Source organism: Streptococcus sp. 2021WUSS109 (genome assembly GCF_044427305.1).
In the GTDB taxonomy this organism is placed as follows: domain Bacteria; phylum Bacillota; class Bacilli; order Lactobacillales; family Streptococcaceae; genus Streptococcus; species Streptococcus suis.
On record NZ_JAOTGF010000004.1, the window covers coordinates 1 to 20,457 of the forward strand.

Consider the following 20,457-nt stretch of genomic DNA (forward strand, 5'->3'; position numbering starts at 1 on the left):
TCCTAATAGCTTTGTCTATCATGTTTGGAAAGGTTTCTTAGAATACTATGGTATTAAAGAAAACAGATCAGAAATGGGGTTACACCGAGAAATCAAAAGCAACTTGCCAGAAGGTTTCGTAGTTGGTCAGAAGGTTATCCCCGCAGGGCAACAGATCCATAAAGGTTTTTATCCTAAGGAAGACCTACCGCCGTTTGCCAGCCTAGCCTATTCTAACGGCAGGGCGACACCCGAAAAGCAGAAAAAACCAAAGAATGAACGCGGGTATTACAACCATTGGCCAGAGTACAAAAAGAGAAGAAAAAGGAATTAAGGATTTTATACACTTTATACAGTAGGGCAAAAATTTTACACACTTCAAAATATTGTCATATCAAGGGTTTTATACACTTTATACGAAAAACACGGAAATAAAAAAATTCCCTTATATTATGATTTAAAAATAAGATCCCTATTATTCCTATATATATTTTTATTTTAATGTATAAAGCGTATAAAGTGTATAAAACAATAGCAAAACCCTTTGTACTACTGGATTTATTTTTTATACACTTTCAAAAACAAGTGTATAAAATTTTCAAGAAGCGTATAAAAAAGGAGCTTAAAAATGAAAATCAAGCTATTTTATCAGAAACATAAGCAAATCCTGGAGGAATTTGAAAACCAGATAAACGACTTTATGGCAGGCGTTGAAGTTGTTGACGTGAAATATACAGAGGCAACTAGTGGCGACTATGAGGCAATGACAACAGAACTAGGGCTATTGGTCCTATATAAATAACAGAATAAGAGGCAAACAACATGACACTAAAAACTATTTCTGACAAACCACAAACCTTTACTTTTACTTATGACTTTGAAGACATTGACACCGCCAAAGTGGCAAGTAATGCTGTCCTTGGTTATATGTTTGGGACTTATCACGCGCCAGTAATTGAGGCAACGATTAAGGGCAAAGGTCAGCTAGTGCTGGAGTATGCAGAAGATAAGAAGCTAAGTAAGATCTTCAAGAGGATTTGTGACGGGTTCAAAGATTATTACACGCACCCGGGGCAAGAAAATGAAATCAAAGAAGATTACAAACTGGAGCGCGTGCAACAACTCAAACAGTCAGAAGACTTTGATAGCTTGCTAGATAAGCTGGTAGCTTGTGAGCTGGAGCTTATGGAGTTGGCTGATAGCGTGTTAGATGATGATTATCCTGATATGGCAGTAAATGGCGTACATGGCAACCTGAAGGCCGTAGATGACGAGGCTATGAAGTTGCTGAAGAGTTTAGACAAGGAAAATGACTATAAGGCCCTATGGCAATATGCAAGCCGTTAAAAATGATAAGAGAGGCAACGCGCCTCTTTTTGTGCTATATCAGCAAAGAAAGGAAAATAGCAGTATGGCTAAAAATAAAGGTGGCAGACCTACGAAAATGACACAGGGGACGATTAAGAAACTGGAAGAGGCTTTTCTTAGAGGGTTAAGTGATGAAGAAGCCTGTTTATATGCGAACATCTCAAAGCCGACACTATACGATTATTGCAGGAAAAACCCACAGTTTTCTGACCGAAAAGAACTACTGAAACAACGGCTAAAAACACGCGCAAAGTTGAACATATCTAACGCCATAGAGGACGGAGACGTGGTTATTTCCAAATGGTACCTTGAGCGGAAAGATGATGAATTTAAAACCAAGACAAAACTAGAACATGATGGCAATGTGTCTGTATCGCCTCACAATCCATTTGAAGATTTAACCGTAGAGGAATTACGGGCATTGATTGCTGAAGATGAAGGATAAACCAATAGTTTTGGGTTTTTACAGTATAGGGGTATTTTTGAATGGAATTATTGTATATAGAGACATTTACCAGAGCTATGAAAAAGAAAGGAATAACCCAGGGTAAGGCTGAATTAGACGGTTACCCCTTGACTATTGACTTAGACAACCTTTTTATTGTTATGGGTAGAGATCGTTTTGAATTGGCCAGAATACCAGGAACAAAAGGCGGTTATAGGTATTTCTTTCTTTGCCCCGATTGTGGTAGGCGTTGCAGGAAACTATATAAGCGGTGTCTATATTTTAGTTGTGGGACGTGTCAGCAGATCCATAAGCAGACACTAAACCGTAGTAAGACAGATTGCCAGTATTATTGGGAATGTGCATTAAGAGAGGCTAGGAAGGTAGAGCCAGGTTGGACCCCTAAGCGTGGCGAGTATATGTTTGAGAGTTTCCCAAGTCGCCCCAAAAGAATGAGACACACCAGGTACTGGAGACACTATAAGCGGTTTATGAAGTACTGGGATAAAGGTAATAGCTTATGGTTGAGGTAGGGAAGTATGGAGTGAATGCGAGTATATGAACGTTACAATTTTTTTGGAACTATTTGCCAAACGAACACGGTAAAGGGGTGCTATATGGAGCGTGATAGTCGAGGTAGGTTTTTACCAGGGAACCAGGTAGCAAAATGGAATAGAGGCAACAGAAAGCCTAAATATGGCAATACGAATGCTTTAAAGCATGGGTTACGTCAACGCTATACAGGGTTGTTACCAAGCCGAACGGGTGGCCTATCCATTTACAAAGGAGGTCTATATCTTGGGACATTACCGAGTAAGTACTTTCAGAGACTGGAAACTGGGGAGCTATTGATAGATTACACAGCTTGTCAGTATCTTGTATTAGTTTGTGGCTTTCCTGATGATATGTTTGGACCGCCTGAAGAATACTAGCTAGGTAATAAAATGGAATAGCCGAAGCCCTAAAAAAAGGATAATCGGACAAATTGGACACCTTAAAAAGTACTAAGGTTTTACAAAGGTGGCGCGTGATTGAACAGAGAGTGAACAAAGATAAAACAGCCCATTGAACCATGGACGAACAAAAGAACACGCGCGGGTAGTTACAGAATTTTAGGCATAAAAAAGCCCCACGAGACACACGCAGGGTAAGAAGTTTCAACCAGCTTATTTTACCATAGGAGGAGCAACAATGACCATAGAGGAGTTAAAACAGAGGCTAGAGGGTATTAGGTGGATTGACAAAGAGATCTGTTCGCTTTACCTGGAACTTCAATATTTAGAGACCGGACTATTCAAGCAGACAACAATAACGCAGGCCAGGGTACAGACTAGCAGGGTAAACAGTTCTGAAAGTCAGTTAGTTTCCCAGCTAGCAATTAAAGAGGACATAACAAACAGAATTGACAAGCTAACTAAGGAGCGCCTGGAGCTGATTAGGATGATTGACACACTAAGAAATCCTAAGTACCGTCTAGCTTTAAACCTTTACTATATCCAACAAAAAGTGGAGTTGGAGGCAGGGGAGATAATGAATGTTAGTAAGACAACATTTTTAGATATTTAAAATTAGCACTTACTGAGCTAGCTGACTTGATAACTCATGCAGAGAAAGAAAAATAGCCATGTTTTGGCGCGTATTTGAGCTTGTCCGATAAATAAACCAGGGAATAAATCAGGCCTTTAGAAACGGAGCTAGAGGCCTTTTAGAATGCGGGGGTACTAACCTACCATGGGTACACGTCCGACCTTCACGCCGTCATTGTACATTTTTTCTCACGCCAAAAATTCTAAAGGGGGTAAAAACAGCTAAAACCATTGGTATTATTGAGTTTTTAGAGGGTTGTAAGTCTCCCAAATGGTAACACAATCCTAACAAAATGGGGTTAATCCTAACAAAAAGCGTTACGTTTTGGCTAGTTTCAAAGAGCGTATAATGCGAACAGCAAAAGCGTATAATGCGAACAGCAAGCGATTTTGTAAAAACATGGTATTAGGATTAGTCACACAATACTAGCGGATACAGTAAAACACAGTAGGATACAGTAAAAACATGATATAATACACTTATCAGCAATCAAAAAAAGCGTAGCTGATTACTACGCTAGTACTTGCCTGCTGAACTCATTAAAATTTTTAGGTTGTCAAACGTTAATTTGATAACCTTTTTTCATTGTAAAATTTGTTCACCTTCTTGTTCGCCTTTGGAGGTGTTCTAAGGAAATCTAAAGAGATACGATTTTTTAAAAACCCAGTAAAATCAAGAGTTTGGGAGTTATGACACTCTCAAACGTTAGCCAAATTTCAATTCCACGGATTTTCATAGTAGTTTCCCTTCAATTTCTTCATGCATAATACGCTCTCTATTATAATTTATTCGCAGGCTAAAAGCAAAACTCCAACCTAGTGGCTGGGGTTTTCAACTTTATTCAAACACAAACTGGTTGTGGTAGAGTTCGGCGTAGAAGCCGTTGAGCTTGAGGAGCTGGCTATGGTTGCCTTGCTCAATCACTTTTCCATCCTTGAGGACGATAATTTCATCCGCATTGAGAATAGTTTTGAGGCGGTGGGCAATGACGAAGCTGGTCCGTCCTGCGATAATAGCCTCCATGGCCTTTTGAATTTTGGCTTCTGTTACGGTATCAACGTTGGACGTTGCTTCGTCCAAAATCAAGACTTGAGGATCTGTCAAGAGCGTACGGGCAATGGAAATCAACTGTTTCTGACCTGTTGAGAAGACATTCTCATCATCGGTCACAAAAGTTTCATAACCCTCTGGCAAGCTCATGATAAAGTCATGGATATGGGTGGCACGGGCTGCGGTTTCCACCATTTCCTGCGAAATGCTCTCATCGCCAAAGCGAATATTATCCGCAATAGTTCCCGAGAATAGCACTGACTCCTGCAAAACAATGCCGACCTTATCCCGCAAGCTGTCCAGATCGTACTCCCGAATATCGCGACCGTCAAAGGCTACGCTACCGCCATTGACATCATAGAAGCGGTTAATCAAGTTCATAATGGTAGTCTTACCAGATCCCGTCGGACCAACGACCGCCACCATTTTGCCCTTAGGAGCAGAGATAGACACCTTGTCCAAGACCTTCTGACCTGGTAGGTAGCCAAAGTCGATGTCCTTGATTTCAACACCTTCTTTTAATTCGGTAAATAGCGGAGCGTTTTGAGGACGAACTTCCTCAGGCTCATCAAACATTTCCTGAATACGATGAGCTCCTGTGAAAGCTAACTGCAATTCTGCCCAGCTGGCAGCAACCTGCATGATTGGCTGGTAATACTGTTGCGAATACTGAACAAAAGTCACCACCAAACCAAGTGCGGCAGCTGTTTCCAGCGAGCTATCGTTGAGAACAATGCTGGAGCCTGCAAAGATAACAATGGCCGTATTGACCAAACTCATCCCATTCATAAATGGGAAGAGAATCCCACCAAACAAGCGACCCTTGAAGGTCGTACGGCGAACTTCTTCATTGAGTTCCAAGAAACCATCAATCGTCTCTTCCTGCACACCCTGTACAATAATCGCTTTTTGTCCTGAAATTTTCTCGTCCATGTAGGCATTGAGCTTAGACACCGCAGCCTGTTGCTTATCCGTATATTTCCGTGACAGGCGAATGATAATCACTAGGGCAATCAAAGCCACTGGCGTAGAAGCAATGGTCACCAAGGCCAAGCGAGTATCCTGACGGAACATCATGATGACCATACCAACATAAAGAGCGATGTTGGTCACCACTTGGGTCAAGGACTGGTTAAAAGCGTTTTGGATATTGTCCAAATCACTGGTAAAACGAGAAAGAATATCCCCGTCCTTGTGGCTATCAAAGAAGGCAACTGTCAAACGTTCCAGCTTGCCAAACAAGCCCTTCCGCATACGGTTGGTCGAATGAGCCACGATACGCGTGAAGAGAAGGGTGTAAATCAAGGTTGCCACAACCGTCGCCGCATAAGCGAAGAAAAGGTTGAGCATAACCCCATTAAAATCAGACAGGTCAGGTTTGAAATCTGACTGACCAGCTTGATTGGCCATGAAGTAAGCCTGCCCGATTTTCCCCATTTCCGCAATGGCATTTCCAAGGAAAACAGGTGTCTTAACCTGCAAGTAGGTCGCTGTCACAATGGCTAGAAAAATCACAGCAAAGGACAGTTTATAGCGTTTAAAATAAAACCAGAAAAATCTAAGTGTTTTCATCTATTCCTCCCTCCCTTTCTGTGTTTCGTAGATTTCACGGTAAACGTCATTTGTCGCTACCAGCTCGGCGTGGGTACCTTGGCCGATCAGACGACCTTCATCAAGTACCAAAATCTTATCAGCTTTGACAACAGAAGAAATCTTCTGGGCAACGATGACAGTGGTTGTCCCCTTCAAATCATGGTTAAGAGCCTCTTGAACTAGTTTCTCAGACTTGGCATCCAGGGCAGAAGTCGAGTCATCCAAGACCAAAACCTTAGGCTCACCAATCACCCCACGAGCAATGGACATCCGCTGCTTCTGACCACCAGAGAAGTTATTTCCACGTTCTTCCACTTGGCTCTCATAGGTATCATCCAAACGGTCGATAAATTCTTTGGCTTGGGCAATACCTGCGGCCCGCTCCAAACGTTGCAAATCAGCACCAGGTGCCCCTTGACGCAGGTTGTCTGCAATGGTTCCCGAAAAGAGAATAGCCTTTTGCAAGACAATCGATACCGTATCACGCAGAGTGTTCTTGCTGACTTCTTTCAAGTCCCGACCACCGATGGATACCGTTCCTTCTTGCGGGTCAAACAAACGCGGAATCAGCTGGGCGAGAGTGGATTTACCCGCACCTGTTGCACCAACCACACCGACCATTTGCCCTGGTTCAATCTCAAATGAGATATTTTTCAAAGTCGGCTCCGTATCATGTGGGTAGGTAAAGCTAACATTGTCAAAGACAATCTTACCAGTCAATTCTTCATCCGCCACATCCTTGAAGGTCATTGCAGGCTCTGTATCCAACACCTCGCTGATCCGCTTAATAGAAATGGCAGCACGAGAAGCCTGCATACCCATGAAGCTAGTCATGATAATGGCAAACATGATTTGCATGAGGTAGCTCATAAAGGAAGTAAAGCCACCAACTGCTTCCATATTGGTTTCCAACATCCCGGACACCAAGTAGAGCGATGCAAAAATTGCCATATAAGAGATAAACATCATCAAGGGTTGCAAGATAGCAAAACCATAGCCGATAAAGAGGTTCAAATCTAGCAATTCATTAGATACTTCCTTGAATTTTGCATATTGATTTTTCTCCTGAACAAAGGATTTGACCACACGAATCCCACGGAGATTTTCCTTGGCAATGCTATTCATCTTGTCCATGAGGGACTGGAACTTCCCAAAACGTGGTCCCATCTGCCCCATGACAACTGCCATAATGGCCATAATCAAGACCACCATGAGAATAATCATCCACCAGAGTTCTGGCATGGTTCGCACCGCCATGATAAAGGCTCCAACAAACAACAATGGAACCCGCATCAACACTGTAAAGAGCATCATGACAAGGTTCTGGATTTGATTGACGTCGTTAGTCATCCGAACAACCAAGTTCCCTGCGTTAAACTCTTCGATATTGGCATAAGAAAAGCTTTGGATCTTCCGAAAGGTCTTCTCACGAATATCTGCAGATACCCCTTGTGAAATCTTAGCTGCAGCAATGGTATTGACAAGCCCTGCCAAAAGACCAATTCCAGCAATAATTAGCAGTAATTTGCCCACACGAACAATTTCATCCTTGTCATTGGCCAAGACTGCTGTCAAGACATCCTGCAGATAACTAGGTTGCATCAAGGTCGTTGCTACGACAATCGACGTCAGCAAGACCGATGCTAAGGCGTACCATTTATAGCGTAAAATGGCTTCTTTAAACATGTTTCTTCTCCTTATAGTGTTGAATATTTTCTTTTAATTGATCGGCTACCTGTCTGATCAAATCAAATTCTTCCTTTTGAATACCTCGAAAGAGAGAATGGTGCATCTCCTCATGGAAGGATTTTAGGTGACAAATCTTGCTCCGACCTTTCTCTGTCAAGACCAACTGCTTGTAGCGTCTGTCAAACTGAGAAGGTAAAACCTGAATAAAGTCATTTTTCTCCATTCGCTTAACTAGATTGCTGGCAACGGATTTGGAAATCTTCAACTCCGCTTCAATGTCTTTGACAAAGGTTTCAACTTCAGACCGTTCTGCTATGAAACGCAGGGCCCATCCCTGTGGTCCAGCTAGGTGCTCCACATCATATTCCTTTGCAATGGTTTCACTGATTTGTTCAATCTGATTTAATAGATTCCGAAAATCTGCAATAGTATGTCCCATGATAGCTCCTTTCCACGAAAATAATTACCATGAGAACTATTATAGTTCTCTTAGGAACTATTGTCAATTATTTCGTTTGCTCTTTTCTGAAAATATTTTGTTATTTCATCACCATTACTTACTCAAAAACTATAATATATATACTGTATAACTTATATAAGATTTTATGTATCAATTATGGTATAATATATCTAAATTACACCAACTAGAAAGGATTTTTTATGACCAAACAAACCATTGCCATCTTGGGACCTGGTTCATGGGGCACCGCCCTAGGACAAGTTCTCAACGACAACGGTCATACTGTCCGTATTTGGGGAAATGTCCCCGAACAAATCGACGAAATCAATAAAGAACATACAAATAAGCGCTATTTCAAGGATGTTATCCTAGATGAAAACATCAAAGGATATAAGGATTTGAGTGAAGCCTTGGACGGTGTTGATGCGGTTCTTTTCGTTGTGCCAACCAAGGTAACACGCCTAGTTGCCAAGCAAGTCGCACAAGCTCTCAAACACAAGGTAGTTGTCATGCACGCTTCAAAAGGCTTAGAGCCTGATAGTCACAAGCGCTTGTCAGAGGTCTTGGAAGAAGAGATTCCTGCTGAACTCCGTTCTGAAATCGTCGTGGTTTCAGGGCCAAGTCATGCAGAAGAGACTATCGTCCGTGATTTGACCTTGATTTCTGCAGCTTCAAAAGACTTGGAAACAGCCAGCTACGTCCAAAATCTTTTCAGCAACCACTACTTCCGACTTTACACAAACAATGATGTCATCGGTGTAGAAACAGCAGGTGCCCTTAAAAATATTATTGCTGTCGGTGCCGGCGCTTTACACGGACTTGGTTATGGTGATAATGCCAAGGCAGCTATTATCGCTCGCGGTTTGACAGAAATCACACGTCTAGGTGTTGCTATGGGCGCAAATCCTCTGACTTACAGCGGTCTTTCTGGTGTTGGTGATTTGATTGTTACCGGTACATCTGTCCACTCCCGCAACTGGAGAGCTGGACATCAGCTCGGTCGCGGTGAAAAACTCGAAGATGTAGAACGCAATATGGGCATGGTGATTGAAGGTATTTCAACAACTAAAGCAGCCTATGAATTGGCACAGGAATTAGATGTTTACATGCCTATTACTCAAGCCATCTACAAGGTCATCTACCAAGGTGCAGGTATTGAAGATGCCATCAAAGAAATCATGACGGGTGAATTCCGCCATGAGAATGAATGGTCTTAATAAAAAGGAGATACAATGACAAAAAAAGTTAGAAAAGCCGTTATCCCTGCAGCAGGTTTGGGAACACGTTTCTTGCCTGCTACTAAGGCTCTTGCCAAAGAAATGTTGCCGATTGTTGATAAACCAACTATTCAATTTATCGTTGAAGAAGCTCTTCGCTCTGGTATCGAAGATATTTTGGTGGTCACTGGTAAATCAAAGCGTTCCATCGAAGACCACTTTGATTCAAACTTTGAATTGGAATACAACCTCAAAGAAAAAGGCAAAAATGATTTGTTGAAACTTGTTGATGAGACAACAGGCATTCGACTACACTTCATTCGTCAAAGCCATCCACGTGGACTTGGTGATGCCGTTCTTCAAGCTAAAGCATTTGTCGGGAACGAGCCATTTGTTGTCATGCTGGGCGATGACCTCATGGACATCACAGATACAAAAGCTGTCCCATTGACTAAGCAACTCATGAACGACTATGAAAAAACACATGCTTCAACCATTGCTGTTATGCCCGTTCCTCATGAAGAAGTTTCTGCATACGGTGTTATCGCTCCACAAGGTGAAGGTGTCAACGGTCTCTATAGTGTGGAAACCTTTGTGGAAAAACCAAAACCAGAAGATGCTCCTTCTGACCTTGCTATTATCGGACGCTACTTACTTACTCCTGAAATCTTTGAGATTTTAGAAAATCAAAAACCAGGTGCTGGGAACGAGATTCAATTAACAGATGCTATCGATACCCTCAATAAAACGCAACGCGTGTTTGCTCGTGAATTCAAAGGCAACCGTTACGATGTTGGGGATAAGTTCGGTTTCATGAAAACTTCTATCGACTACGCCCTCCAACACCCTCAAGTAAAAGATGATTTGAAACAATACTTGATTGATCTTGGTAAAAAATTAGATACAAAGAAAAACTAGCAAGCGCTAGTTTTTTCTTATGTCACATAAAATATCCCTAATAATAGGGCGATCAGACCCAGATAACCAATGAAACTGTAGAAGATCTGTTTTCCTGTAAAGAGATCTTTTTCCACAAGAGGTGGAAGGAACATCACGACCAAGCAACCTCCAACAGCTCCTCCAATATGTCCTGCCATACTAATGGTTGGATTAAAAAGTCCCAAGACCAAGTTCAATCCCAAAAGGACCATGTAGCGTTGACCAAGAACCTGTAGATAAGGGCTGCGACTAAATTTCCTCAAAAGTGCCATAGCCGCAAAAAGACCAAAGAGCGAGGTCGATGCACCTGCACCAACTACATCTGGTGTAAAAAAGAGAACAAAAAGATTGCCCATTATCCCAGACAAGAGATAGAGGAGAAAGAAGCGCCTTGAGCCAAACAGTTCTTCTAATTGATAACCCAAACCAAGCAAGGTAATGCTGTTAAAGATAAAATGTTCCCAACCAATGTGGACAAAGATAGGGGAAATCAAGCGCCACAACTGAGTCGAATCATAACGCACTACTTGACCATACATGCCACCGAATTCAAAAATCGTATAGGCTGTAGTGGTCTGCCCAAATCGAAATACTTGTATCAAAAGAAAAACAAGAGCCGTGACTGCCAACAAGCCATTGGTCACAGGGTAGCGCTTATCAAAAAAGTTCTTCAAAAATCAACAACTCCTTTACTGGAATATCAAATACATCTGGTTCGAAATCATAGACTTGAAAGTCTGCCAAGGTCGATACCGTCTCCCCCTTATAATCTGCTAGGTAGCGATCATAAAAACCACCTCCATAGCCCACTCGAAAACCCGCTTGATTCCAAGCTAAACCAGGGACATGGATCAACTTAACCACAGACTTATCCACAGGTTGTGAATAAGTCCCAGGTTCCCAAACTCCAAACCTAGATTTTACCAAATCATCAGGATTATATTCTACAAAATCCATGCGTCCTTGTGAATAGGTCTTAGGAATGAAAATGTATTTTCCATCCTTTTGAGCCTGCTCAATCAGGTAAGAAGTGTCGAACTCATGAGGCATGGAAAGGTAGGTCCCAAGCGACTTTGCGCCCTGATAAGTATCAGAAGCAAGGAGGCGTTCCGTTAGCTGCTGGCTCCATCTTGCTCGCTGACTACTAGTCAGATCTTTCAAACTCTGCAAGACCTCTTGCCGAATGCTCTTTTTATCCACAGAAACTCCTTTCTTTTCAGAAAAAGACTGGAAAACCAGTCTAGTTTGCTTTCATTTTCAAAAAATCACTCAACTTATCCACAGCAAAGGGAAGCACTTCCTCTTTGGGACTAAGGCGAGGATTGTGGAGGGGATAAGGCGTATCCACACCCAGCCAGAACATAACACCCGGCACCTTGTTGAGCAGGTAGCCAAAGTCCTCTCCCGTCATGGCAGGTGGACAATCAATCATTTCCACACCGTCAACCTGTTCAAAATAAGTCATCAACTCATCAGCCAGCTGGGGATTGTTCTCCACAGGCAGATAACCACTTGGATTGAGCTCGATGTCCAGATCCACTCCAAAGGACAGAGCAATCCCTTCTGCCACTTCCCGCACCCGCTTTTGCACCAAGAGGCTCATACTCTGGGTCAAAGCCCGAATGGTGCCGTGCAAAAAGGCCGTTTCCGCAATGACATTATTGGTCGTACCCGCGTGCATGGAGCCGAAGGTGACCACAGCCCCCTCAATCGGATCAACGTTACGGCTGACCACCGACTGCACCTGAGTCACAAAGTAGCTGGCTGCCAGCAAGGCGTCATTGGCGGTATGGGGAAATGCTGCGTGACCACCTTTTCCTGTAAACCGTATCTTGACTTCACAGGTCCCAGCAAAGAGGGTCGCACGGTTGGTGGCCATTTGACCGACTTTGAGGTCTGGTCGGACATGGAGCCCATAAAATTCATCTGGTAACCAATCTCCAAATGCTCCTGCCTCATACATAAGCATGCCACCTGCTAGATTTTCCTCCGCAGGCTGAAAGAGGAAGAGCAGATTGTTTCTCGGTTGCTGCTCTGCCATTTTCTCCAAAAGCCCCAAGGCAATGGTCATGTGGAAATCATGTCCGCAGGCGTGCATCCTGTCTGGGTGGAGGGACTTGAAGTCCAAGCCCGTTTCCTCCACAATCGGCAGGCCGTCAATATCCGCCCGCCAGCCAATCGTTTTCTCTGGAGCAGAGCCTGTAAGATAGACCAAAATCCCTGTCTTCCAAGTGCGGACTTGGGCAAAAGAGCAGTCTTGAAGTAAACCTTCAATAGTTTCCATAAGAAAGGCGTGGGTCTCGAACTCCTCCATACCCAGCTCTGGAATCTGGTGGAGGGACCGGCGTGTCGCGATTAAATCTAGCATAGCTACCTCTTAGAGTGTCCGCAAAGCCTCTTCCAAGGCTGTTTTTTGTTGGGTTTGAGCGTCGATTTCCTTGATAATGCGAGCTGGTACACCTGCCACCACTACGTTTTCAGGAACGTCTTGGGTCACAATAGCACCCGCCGCGACAACAGAGCCGCTACCGATTTGTACACCTTCGATGACAACGGCATTGGCACCGACCAAGACATTGTCACCAACACGCACTGGTTCAGCCGAAGCTGGCTCGATAACACCTGCAAGGACTGCACCTGCACCGATGTGGCTGTTTTTCCCAACAGTCGCACGACCGCCCAAAATAGCACCCATGTCAATCATGGTGCCTGGGCCGATTTCCGCACCGATGTTAATCACCGCTCCCATCATGATAACGGCATTATCACCGATGGTCACTTGGTCACGGATAATGGCACCTGGCTCGATACGGGCGTTGATGTTACGCTTGTCAAGCAAGGGCACAGCTGAATTACGACCGTCTTGTTCTACAACGTAGTCCACATTTTCAGTCAAGTTTGCCAAGAGTGGCTCGACGTCCTTCCAGTCACCGAAGAGGACATTGCCAAGCTTTGTCACCTCCGAAGGAACAGACCCAGCCAATTCACCTTCAAAGGTCACTTTAACAGTCGTCTTTTTCACAGCATTACCGATAAAAGCAATGATTTCTTGTGCAGTCATTTTTTGTGCAGTCATAATGTTTCCAATCTAAAAATAATATTTTTACTATTATATCAAAATTTTCTGAAAATTTGATGATGAAAAACAAAAAAATTAGAAGTTTTACCTCCTAATTTTCATGTATTATCTTAATCTTCAATTTCTTTTCTGGGATTAACAGCCCCAACGATATAATCTTGAACTAAACCTGTGTCACCCAGCACAATCCCATGTAAAACTCCGCCGTAAACAGCTCCTCCGTCAATCCCCATTTTCCCATCTGGACTGGTCCAGATTTGACTAATGCGAAGTTGAGTTTGAAAGAGGTTATACACAGGTGTATGTCCAAAGACAATCATTTTTCCTGTGGTATTTTCAGCCTCATGGAAAGGGGTGCGTAACCAAACCTTATCATGATTACTAGTTTTTCGCCAATCTGGCAAAGTCAAGTCCACACCAGCATGGACAAAAATATAGTGTTCGGTTTCCAGATGATAGGGACAAGATTTGACAAAATCAATCAATTCCTCATATTGTTCCATCACTGCATTGGCATCCACCAGACCATCTACCGGTGCGTCCAAGGGACGCCCCAGTAAGGAATTGATGGTCGTATCTCCACCATTTCTCCGATAGTGGTCGTAGCGATCAACTGGATCGCGTAACCAAGCTAGAAACATCCGTTCATGATTGCCCGTTAAACAAATCGCACCCTTTTCCCGCACCAAGCTCCAGACCAACTCCAAACAAGCTTTGGAATTTTCCCCGCGATCAATCAAATCGCCTAGAAAAATCAGTTGTTGTCGTTCTTCATTACATTTCTTCAAAATATCGAGTAGCAGTTCAAACTTTCCATGGACATCGCCGATTACAAAAAAATCTTTTTTCATAGACTCTATTCTACCATATTTAATAAGCAAAGAAAAACTGACCGTTTCCGATCAGTTTGGTTTTATTACAAACGTGCGTTCAATTCTGCACCGAGTTCTTCAAATCCTGGTTTGCCAAGAAGAGCGAACATATTTTTCTTGTAGGCTTCTACACCTGGTTGGTCAAATGGGTTAATCGCATTGAGGTAACCAGAGATAGCAATCGCCAACTCGAAGAAGTAGAAGGTGTAACCAAGTGTGAACTCATCTTGTTGTGGAAGGGTCACAAACATGTTTGGTACGCCACCATCTGTGTGGGCAAGAAGTACGCCATCCGTTGCTTTTTTGTTTACAAAGTCAACGTCCTTACCTTGCAAGTAGCCAAGACCGTCAAGGTCCTCTGCCATGTCAGGAATGAGGATATTTTTTCTTGGTTTGTCAACACGAACCACTGTCTCAAAGATGTTGCGGTTTCCTTCTTGGATAAATTGTCCAAGTGAGTGCAAGTCTGTTGAGAAGTTAGCAGATGTTGGGTTGATACCTTTTTGGTCCTTACCTTCTGACTCGCCCGCCAATTGTTTCCACCACTCGCTGAAGTATTGAAGTGATGGCTCGTAGTTAGCCAAGATTTCTGTTACATAGCCTTTTCTGTAAAGGATGTTACGGACAGCTGCATATTGGTATGCTTGGTTTTCAGCAATCTTATCAGATGTAAATGTCGTGCGGGCTGCGTTTGCACCTTCCATAAGGGCATCAATGTCTGCACCAGCTGCCGCGATTGGCAAAAGACCAACTGCAGTCAAGACTGAGAAACGGCCACCGACATCATCTGGAACAACAAAGGTTTCCCAACCATTTGCGTCCGCTTCAACCTTAACAGCACCTTTTGCCTTGTCAGTTGTCGCATAGATACGCTTGTTAGCTTCTTCTTGACCGTATTTCTTGACAAGTAATTCTTTGAAGACGCGGAAGGCAATAGCAGGTTCAGTTGTTGTACCGGATTTTGAAATCACGTTAACTGAGAAATCCTTATCAGCAACATAATCCACCAAGTCAGCAAGATAGCTTGATGAGATAGAGTTTCCAGCGTAAAGGATTTGTGGAGCTTTGCGCTCTTCACGTGTTTGCAAGTTTACAAAGGCATTGCTCAAGAAATCAATAGCTGCTTTAGCACCAAGGTAAGAACCACCGATACCGATAACTACCAAAACTTCACTTTCATTTTGGATTTTAGCTGCAGCTTCCTTGATACGAGCAAACTCTTCTTTGTCGTAGTTTTCTGGCAAATCCAACCAGCCGATAAAGTCGCTACCAGGACCTGTTCCTTGACGGAGCATTTGGTCTGCAAGGGTAACTTGTGGTTGCATGTATTCTACTTCTTGAGCTCCAACGAATTGGCCCAAGACTTTTGAATAATCAAATGTAATATGTGTCATGTTTTTCCTCCATTTATGTACCATAATATGATAACGCTTTATCATATTTTTTTCAAGAAATTTATCAATTTTCATTTATTTTCATGAAATATGTTGTATAAATCTTAATTTTTGTGAAAATCTAACGAAATTTTCGCGTTTGTAATAACCCTCCAAAGTCTCTCCCGACTGGGTTACTGTAATCCATTTCGGGAGAATCTTAGATAGTAGGTAAAGCGGAATGAGGGCAGGATACCAAATGAACATGACTTCAAAGATGAACCGGTCGTTGTTGCCCCTTGAAATGTAACGTTGGCGGTATTCTTCTTTGAGAGAAGGGTGGGGAATATAGATATGAAATGGTACACCACCGCGTATAGACATGGCCAGCAACATTCTCATCAGAAAATTCAGCGCTACTAGGACTGTCTTTCCTTGTCTATGAAGAGTGTAGGCCTTATTGACATAGATTGTTTTATAGCGTTTATCCTTCAGTGGGCGTTTGGTGGATTTTCGCTCCTCTTTCGTTAAATGGCGAACACTGCTATTATCGTACTTAATGTCAGACATTTCTAAGTCCACAACATCTGTATATTTCTTAGCAAGTGTCGTTTTTCCCATACCTGGAAAGGCAAATAAAAACATAGGCTTTCCTCCTTATTCCTCAGTAGAATAGCAGAGCATCCAAAAAGTTTTCTTAAGTTACCCCTATTTTGCCCCTCATTTCTAAAAATAAGCAAAAGAAAACCCTCTGAAATCCTGATTTCAAAGGGTTTTTAGATTATATGCAAAAAGAGCACACACTCGACCTCGCTTAGGGCTGCTGGATTCCTCCCCTGACCCGCTTCACGCACGAATGTTGCTCCGTTTAATATTATAACACAATTTGGCCAGAGTGCAAGTTTGGAATATTAACTAGCTATCCGAAGTTGCTTCCTCTTGCGTCTTCATGATAAGTTTAGCAGCCTTCTGACTTTCTCTGCGTTGTCTGAAAAAATCTTGCATGATATTGGCACATTCCGCTTCTAAAATACCTGTTTCTACCTTGACACGATGGTTGAGCCGCTCATCTGTCAGAATGTCATAGAGGCTACCTGCAGCTCCAAACTTTTTGTTGGTTGCTCCATAGATGACCTGCGGAATGCGTGCTAGGCCAATAGCTCCGCTACACATGACACAGGGTTCAATGGTGACAAAGAGGGTCGTGTCCAGCAGTCGCCAATTCCCTTCCACTCGATTGGCTTCTTGGATGGCCATGACTTCGGCATGCATGATGGCCTGATTGAGTTCCTCACGGGCATTGTGCCCACGACCAATAATCTGTCCATCCTTAACAATGACACAGCCGATAGGAATTTCATCCTTGTCCAGTGATTTTTCAGCCTCTACCAAGGCCTGAGACATAAAATATTCTTTTTCTTCTAAGGTATAGTTCATAGGATTATTATAACAGAAAACAGCCCCGAAGGGCTGTCTGTAAAGTTTCTATTATAATTCTCCAACCAATTTCACGACGTTTTCTACTGTGAAGCCATAGTTGTCAATAACTGTTTGTGCTGGAGCTGATGCACCAAATGTGTCAATACCGAGAACTTTACCGTCAAGACCGACATACTTGTACCAGCTTTGAGTTGCGCCCATTTCGATTGCCAAACGACGACGGATGGCATTTGGAAGAATTTCTTCTTTGTAAGCTGCGTCTTGAGCATCGAAGAGCTCAGTTGATGGCACAGAAACCACACGAACCTTAGTGCCTGCTGCTTCTAGTTCTTTGGCAGCTTTAACAGCCAAGTTCACTTCTGAACCAGATGCAAGAAGGATAGTGTCAAAGCCTGCTGCTTCATAAACCACATAAGCACCTTTAGCAACCTTGTCAAAGTCTGTTCCTTCTTCAACTGTCAAGTTTTGACGAGTGAGGACAAGTGCTGATGGAGTTGACTTGCTAGTCAACGACAAGTACCAAGCAGCTTGAGTTTCACGTGCATCTGCTGGACGGAAGACATTGAGGTTTGGCATAGCACGAAGTCCTGCCAAGTGCTCGATTGGCTCATGAGTTGGACCATCTTCACCAACTGCGATTGAGTCATGAGTGAAGACATAAGTCACAGGAAGTCCTTGAAGAGCTGACAAACGAACTGCTGCTTTTACATAGTCTGAGAAGACGAAGAAGGTACCACCATAGACACGAAGTCCGCCGTGGGCTGCCATACCATTCAAGATAGTTCCCATGGCAAATTCACGCACACCGAACTGAATATTGCGGTTGAGTGGATTTACTGAATCTTGCAAACCATCTTCCTTGATATAGGTCATGTTTGAGTGAGCCAAGTCAGCTGAACCACCTAAGAAAGTTGGCAATACTTTAGCCGCTGCGTTGAGGGCATCTTGTGATGAGTTACGAGTTGCTTGTGAGAAACCATTTTCGTAAACCGGGAAGTCTTCTGGCTTGATTTCAACTACATCACGACCTTCCAAGATGGCTGTTACTTCTGCAGCTAATTCTGGATGAGCTTGCTTGTAGTCTTCTACCAATTTCACCCAAGCATCGTAGGCTGCTGCACCGCGATCAGCTACATTAGCTTTGAAGTCCGCATAGACTTCTGCTGGGATTTCAAATGGTGCATAGTTCCAGTCAAGTGCCTTACGAGTTGCTTCTGCTTCCTCTGGTCCAAGCGGCGCACCATGGACTGCGTTTGTACCTTGTTTGTTTGGTGAACCGTGACCGATAACAGTCTTGATTTCGATAAGAGATGGCTTACCAGCTACTTTTGCCTTTTCAATAGCAGCAAAGATGGCATCTACATCTGTACCGTCTGTTACGAGGTCTGTATGCCAGCCATAAGCATTGTAACGGGCACGTACATCTTCTGTGAAGGAGTCTTTTGTTTCACCATCCAAGTTGATGTCATTTGAATCGTAAAGAACGATGAGTTTTTCTAATTTTTGAAGACCTGCGTAAGAAGCCGCTTCTGCTGAAACACCCTCCATCAAGTCGCCATCACCACAGATTACATAAGTATAGTGGTCAAAGATTGGGAAACCATCGCGGTTGTACTTAGCTGCAAGGAAACGCTCTGCTTGCGCAAAACCTGTCGCAGTTGAGATACCTTGTCCAAGAGGACCTGTTGTTGCATCTACACCAGCTGTGTGACCAAATTCTGGGTGACCTGGTGTTTTTGAACCCCATTGACGGAAGTTCTTGATTTCATCCATAGTGACATCTTCAAATCCTGACAAATGAAGAAGTCCGTAGAGGAGCATTGACCCATGACCTGCTGATAAGATAAAGCGGTCACGGTTCACCCAGTTTGGCTGAGCTGGGTTGATACGAAGTTCTTTAGTAAAAAGGCTGTAGGCCATTGGAGCCGCACCCATGACGACACCTGGGTGACCTGATTTTGATTTTTCGATGGCATCAATACCAAGGAAACGAAGCGCATTGACTGAAAGATTTGACATGTTTTTCTCCTTTTTTAAAGTCATGAATTTATTATACCATAAAGCGTTTTCTATGTCTGTTTGAAATGAAGCGAGAAATAAATTGTCCGTAGAAAAGAGGCAGGACTTTCGTCCCGCCCTTGGAGTGAACAGTAGTAATTCGCACATTTCATACTTTATCAGAGTTTATAGTGCCTCTCCTCGTCTCTATGGGGCAAGAGAGTTCTAAATCTTATAATAAAGCCTTAAATTGAATATTTGAGTCTTCTAAGAAGCAATCATCAAAGCCACGTGGGTGGTGATATTCGATACGGTCCTTGTCCATCGGATAAGTATACTTGCCACCAACTTCCCAGATGAATGGATGGAAATCGTATTGCAAGCGTTCCTTACGCATTTTCCAGAGTTGCAAGATTTCATCTGTTGATGCCATAAAGTTAGACCAGATGTCATAGTGAACAGGGATGATTACCTTAGCACGCAAGTTTTCTGCCATACGGAGAAGGTCGATTGAGGTCATCTTGTCTTGGATACCGATTGGGTTGTCTCCGTAGTTGTTGATAGCAACGTCGATGTTGAAGTCACGACCGTGTTTTGCAAAGTAGTTTGAGAAGTGGGAGTCTGCACCGTGGTAGATGGTTCCGCCAGGCGTTTCAAAGACATAGTTGACTGCCTTGCGAGCCATGAGTTCATCTGTCACAGGAAGTCCTGCTAATTTACCACCATTTTCGTCATAACCTTCGATTGGTAAGGTCACCAAGCAAGTACGGTCGAAGGACTCAACTGCGTGGACCTTGATGTCTTTGAATTCAAAGCTATCGCCTGGTGCGATACGGATGATACGGTCAGCTGGAACGCCCCATTTTTCCCAGATGTCGCCACTTTCAACTGGACCGACAAATTTGACGTGATCCAACTTTGGATTGTTGATGATGGCAGCGGCTGTGCTGATGTCCATGTGGTCACTGTGGACGTGCGATACTAGGTAGTAGTCCAATTCATTGATGGCAAATGGGTCGATAACCATTGGCTGCACACGCAAGTTTGGTTGCAATTTGCGCACACCGGCCATGTTAGCCATCTGGTGTCCCCAAACCATATCTTTCACTTTTTTAGTGGATTTCCCACGTGATGACCAGAGGTCCATGACCACGTTAGCTCCACCTGGTGTTTTAATCCAGACACCACAGTTTCCAAGCCACCACATAGCAAAGTTGCCTTCTGGCACTACTTCTTCTTCAATTTCTTCATTGAGCCAAGTTCCCCATTCTGGGAAGGTTGAAAGAATCCAGGATTCTCTTGTAATATCTTGAACTTTAGCCATTTTCCATTCCTCCTATAAGGTACGTTTCTATGCTTCTAGTATAT

The 20,457-nt window shown here is 43.3% G+C and carries 21 protein-coding genes and 1 other RNA gene; 8 read left to right on the forward strand and 14 right to left on the reverse strand.

Going from position 1 to position 20,457, the window contains the following annotated elements:
* From ODU37_RS02115 to ODU37_RS02140, 6 genes are all read left to right on the forward strand, one after another.
* Positions 1 to 313, forward strand: a 313-nt coding sequence (locus ODU37_RS02115; RefSeq protein ID WP_398580411.1) for a primase-like DNA-binding domain-containing protein, incomplete at its 5' end; no start/stop codon positions are given.
* 294 nt (positions 314 to 607) lie between these two features.
* Entirely contained in the window at positions 608 to 781 is a 174-nt protein-coding gene (locus ODU37_RS02120) for a hypothetical protein (RefSeq protein ID WP_249562288.1), read from the forward strand.
* Positions 782 to 801: 20 nt separating this feature from the next.
* On the forward strand, positions 802 to 1,326 hold the full coding sequence (locus ODU37_RS02125; protein ID WP_249562289.1) for a hypothetical protein: 525 nt from the start codon (positions 802 to 804) through the stop codon (positions 1,324 to 1,326).
* Positions 1,327 to 1,390: 64 nt separating this feature from the next.
* The gene (locus ODU37_RS02130) at positions 1,391 to 1,792 is read left to right on the forward strand and encodes a hypothetical protein (RefSeq protein ID WP_172001138.1); all 402 of its coding nucleotides are present in this window, start codon (positions 1,391 to 1,393) and stop codon (positions 1,790 to 1,792) included.
* A 41-nt stretch (positions 1,793 to 1,833) separates the two neighbouring features.
* Positions 1,834 to 2,325: a hypothetical protein gene (locus ODU37_RS02135; RefSeq protein WP_249562290.1), complete on the forward strand. Its 492-nt coding sequence runs from the start codon at positions 1,834 to 1,836 to the stop codon at positions 2,323 to 2,325.
* A 658-nt stretch (positions 2,326 to 2,983) separates the two neighbouring features.
* Positions 2,984 to 3,358: a DUF1492 domain-containing protein gene (locus tag ODU37_RS02140; RefSeq protein ID WP_249562291.1), complete on the forward strand. Its 375-nt coding sequence runs from the start codon at positions 2,984 to 2,986 to the stop codon at positions 3,356 to 3,358.
* Positions 3,359 to 4,216: 858 nt separating this feature from the next.
* Here the strand turns inward: ODU37_RS02140 and ODU37_RS02145 are convergent.
* From ODU37_RS02145 to ODU37_RS02155, 3 genes are read right to left on the reverse strand one after another with little or no spacing between them, the layout of a single operon-like run.
* Positions 4,217 to 6,001: an ABC transporter ATP-binding protein gene (locus ODU37_RS02145; protein ID WP_105159039.1), complete on the reverse strand. Its 1,785-nt coding sequence runs from the start codon at positions 5,999 to 6,001 to the stop codon at positions 4,217 to 4,219.
* Positions 6,002 to 7,708 carry an ABC transporter ATP-binding protein gene (locus ODU37_RS02150; RefSeq protein ID WP_105159040.1) on the reverse strand — a complete coding sequence of 569 codons (1,707 nt, stop codon included), beginning with the start codon at positions 7,706 to 7,708 and terminating at the stop codon, positions 6,002 to 6,004. It abuts the gene before it with no gap.
* Entirely contained in the window at positions 7,701 to 8,150 is a 450-nt protein-coding gene (locus tag ODU37_RS02155) for a MarR family winged helix-turn-helix transcriptional regulator (protein WP_105159041.1), read from the reverse strand. The genes ODU37_RS02150 and ODU37_RS02155 overlap by 8 nt, the downstream gene beginning before the upstream one ends.
* A gap of 221 nt (positions 8,151 to 8,371) precedes the next feature.
* Here ODU37_RS02155 and ODU37_RS02160 point away from each other — a divergent pair, with 221 nt between their 5' ends.
* Both ODU37_RS02160 and galU read left to right on the forward strand, forming a co-directional pair.
* Positions 8,372 to 9,388: an NAD(P)H-dependent glycerol-3-phosphate dehydrogenase gene (locus ODU37_RS02160; RefSeq protein WP_105159042.1), complete on the forward strand. Its 1,017-nt coding sequence runs from the start codon at positions 8,372 to 8,374 to the stop codon at positions 9,386 to 9,388.
* 15 nt (positions 9,389 to 9,403) lie between these two features.
* Complete coding sequence (gene galU / locus ODU37_RS02165; RefSeq protein WP_023371721.1) at positions 9,404 to 10,306, forward strand: UTP--glucose-1-phosphate uridylyltransferase GalU; 903 nt, start codon at positions 9,404 to 9,406, stop codon at positions 10,304 to 10,306.
* A gap of 17 nt (positions 10,307 to 10,323) precedes the next feature.
* On the opposite strand, the gene ODU37_RS02170 is transcribed toward galU, so the two are convergent.
* The 11 genes from ODU37_RS02170 to ulaG all read right to left on the reverse strand — a co-directional run bounded on the left by ODU37_RS02170 (position 10,324) and on the right by ulaG (position 20,413).
* On the reverse strand, positions 10,324 to 11,001 hold the full coding sequence (locus ODU37_RS02170; RefSeq protein ID WP_249562293.1) for a rhomboid family intramembrane serine protease: 678 nt from the start codon (positions 10,999 to 11,001) through the stop codon (positions 10,324 to 10,326).
* Positions 10,985 to 11,527: a 5-formyltetrahydrofolate cyclo-ligase gene (locus ODU37_RS02175; RefSeq protein WP_249562294.1), complete on the reverse strand. Its 543-nt coding sequence runs from the start codon at positions 11,525 to 11,527 to the stop codon at positions 10,985 to 10,987. Before ODU37_RS02175 ends, ODU37_RS02170 begins: the two co-directional genes overlap by 17 nt.
* A gap of 40 nt (positions 11,528 to 11,567) precedes the next feature.
* Complete coding sequence (locus ODU37_RS02180) at positions 11,568 to 12,695, reverse strand: N-acetyldiaminopimelate deacetylase (RefSeq protein ID WP_249562295.1); 1,128 nt, start codon at positions 12,693 to 12,695, stop codon at positions 11,568 to 11,570.
* A gap of 9 nt (positions 12,696 to 12,704) precedes the next feature.
* Positions 12,705 to 13,403 carry a 2,3,4,5-tetrahydropyridine-2,6-dicarboxylate N-acetyltransferase gene (dapD, locus tag ODU37_RS02185; RefSeq protein WP_105106320.1) on the reverse strand — a complete coding sequence of 233 codons (699 nt, stop codon included), beginning with the start codon at positions 13,401 to 13,403 and terminating at the stop codon, positions 12,705 to 12,707.
* A gap of 113 nt (positions 13,404 to 13,516) precedes the next feature.
* Positions 13,517 to 14,257, reverse strand: a complete 741-nt coding sequence (locus ODU37_RS02190; RefSeq protein WP_105106321.1) for a metallophosphoesterase family protein — start codon at positions 14,255 to 14,257, stop codon at positions 13,517 to 13,519.
* Between the two features lie 65 nt (positions 14,258 to 14,322).
* Entirely contained in the window at positions 14,323 to 15,672 is a 1,350-nt protein-coding gene (locus ODU37_RS02195; protein ID WP_002939907.1) for a glucose-6-phosphate isomerase, read from the reverse strand.
* An 81-nt stretch (positions 15,673 to 15,753) separates the two neighbouring features.
* Positions 15,754 to 16,296, reverse strand: coding sequence for a hypothetical protein (locus ODU37_RS02200; protein WP_024417145.1), 543 nt, complete (start codon positions 16,294 to 16,296; stop codon positions 15,754 to 15,756).
* A gap of 138 nt (positions 16,297 to 16,434) precedes the next feature.
* Positions 16,435 to 16,524: signal recognition particle sRNA small type (gene ffs / locus ODU37_RS02205), an RNA gene on the reverse strand.
* A 42-nt stretch (positions 16,525 to 16,566) separates the two neighbouring features.
* Positions 16,567 to 17,088, reverse strand: a complete 522-nt coding sequence (tadA, locus tag ODU37_RS02210) for a tRNA adenosine(34) deaminase TadA (RefSeq protein WP_249562296.1) — start codon at positions 17,086 to 17,088, stop codon at positions 16,567 to 16,569.
* Between the two features lie 51 nt (positions 17,089 to 17,139).
* Positions 17,140 to 19,110, reverse strand: a complete 1,971-nt coding sequence (gene tkt, locus ODU37_RS02215) for a transketolase (RefSeq protein ID WP_249562297.1) — start codon at positions 19,108 to 19,110, stop codon at positions 17,140 to 17,142.
* A gap of 211 nt (positions 19,111 to 19,321) precedes the next feature.
* The gene (ulaG, locus tag ODU37_RS02220) at positions 19,322 to 20,413 is read right to left on the reverse strand and encodes an L-ascorbate 6-phosphate lactonase (protein WP_002938500.1); all 1,092 of its coding nucleotides are present in this window, start codon (positions 20,411 to 20,413) and stop codon (positions 19,322 to 19,324) included.
* Between the last annotated feature and the right edge of the window lie 44 nt (positions 20,414 to 20,457).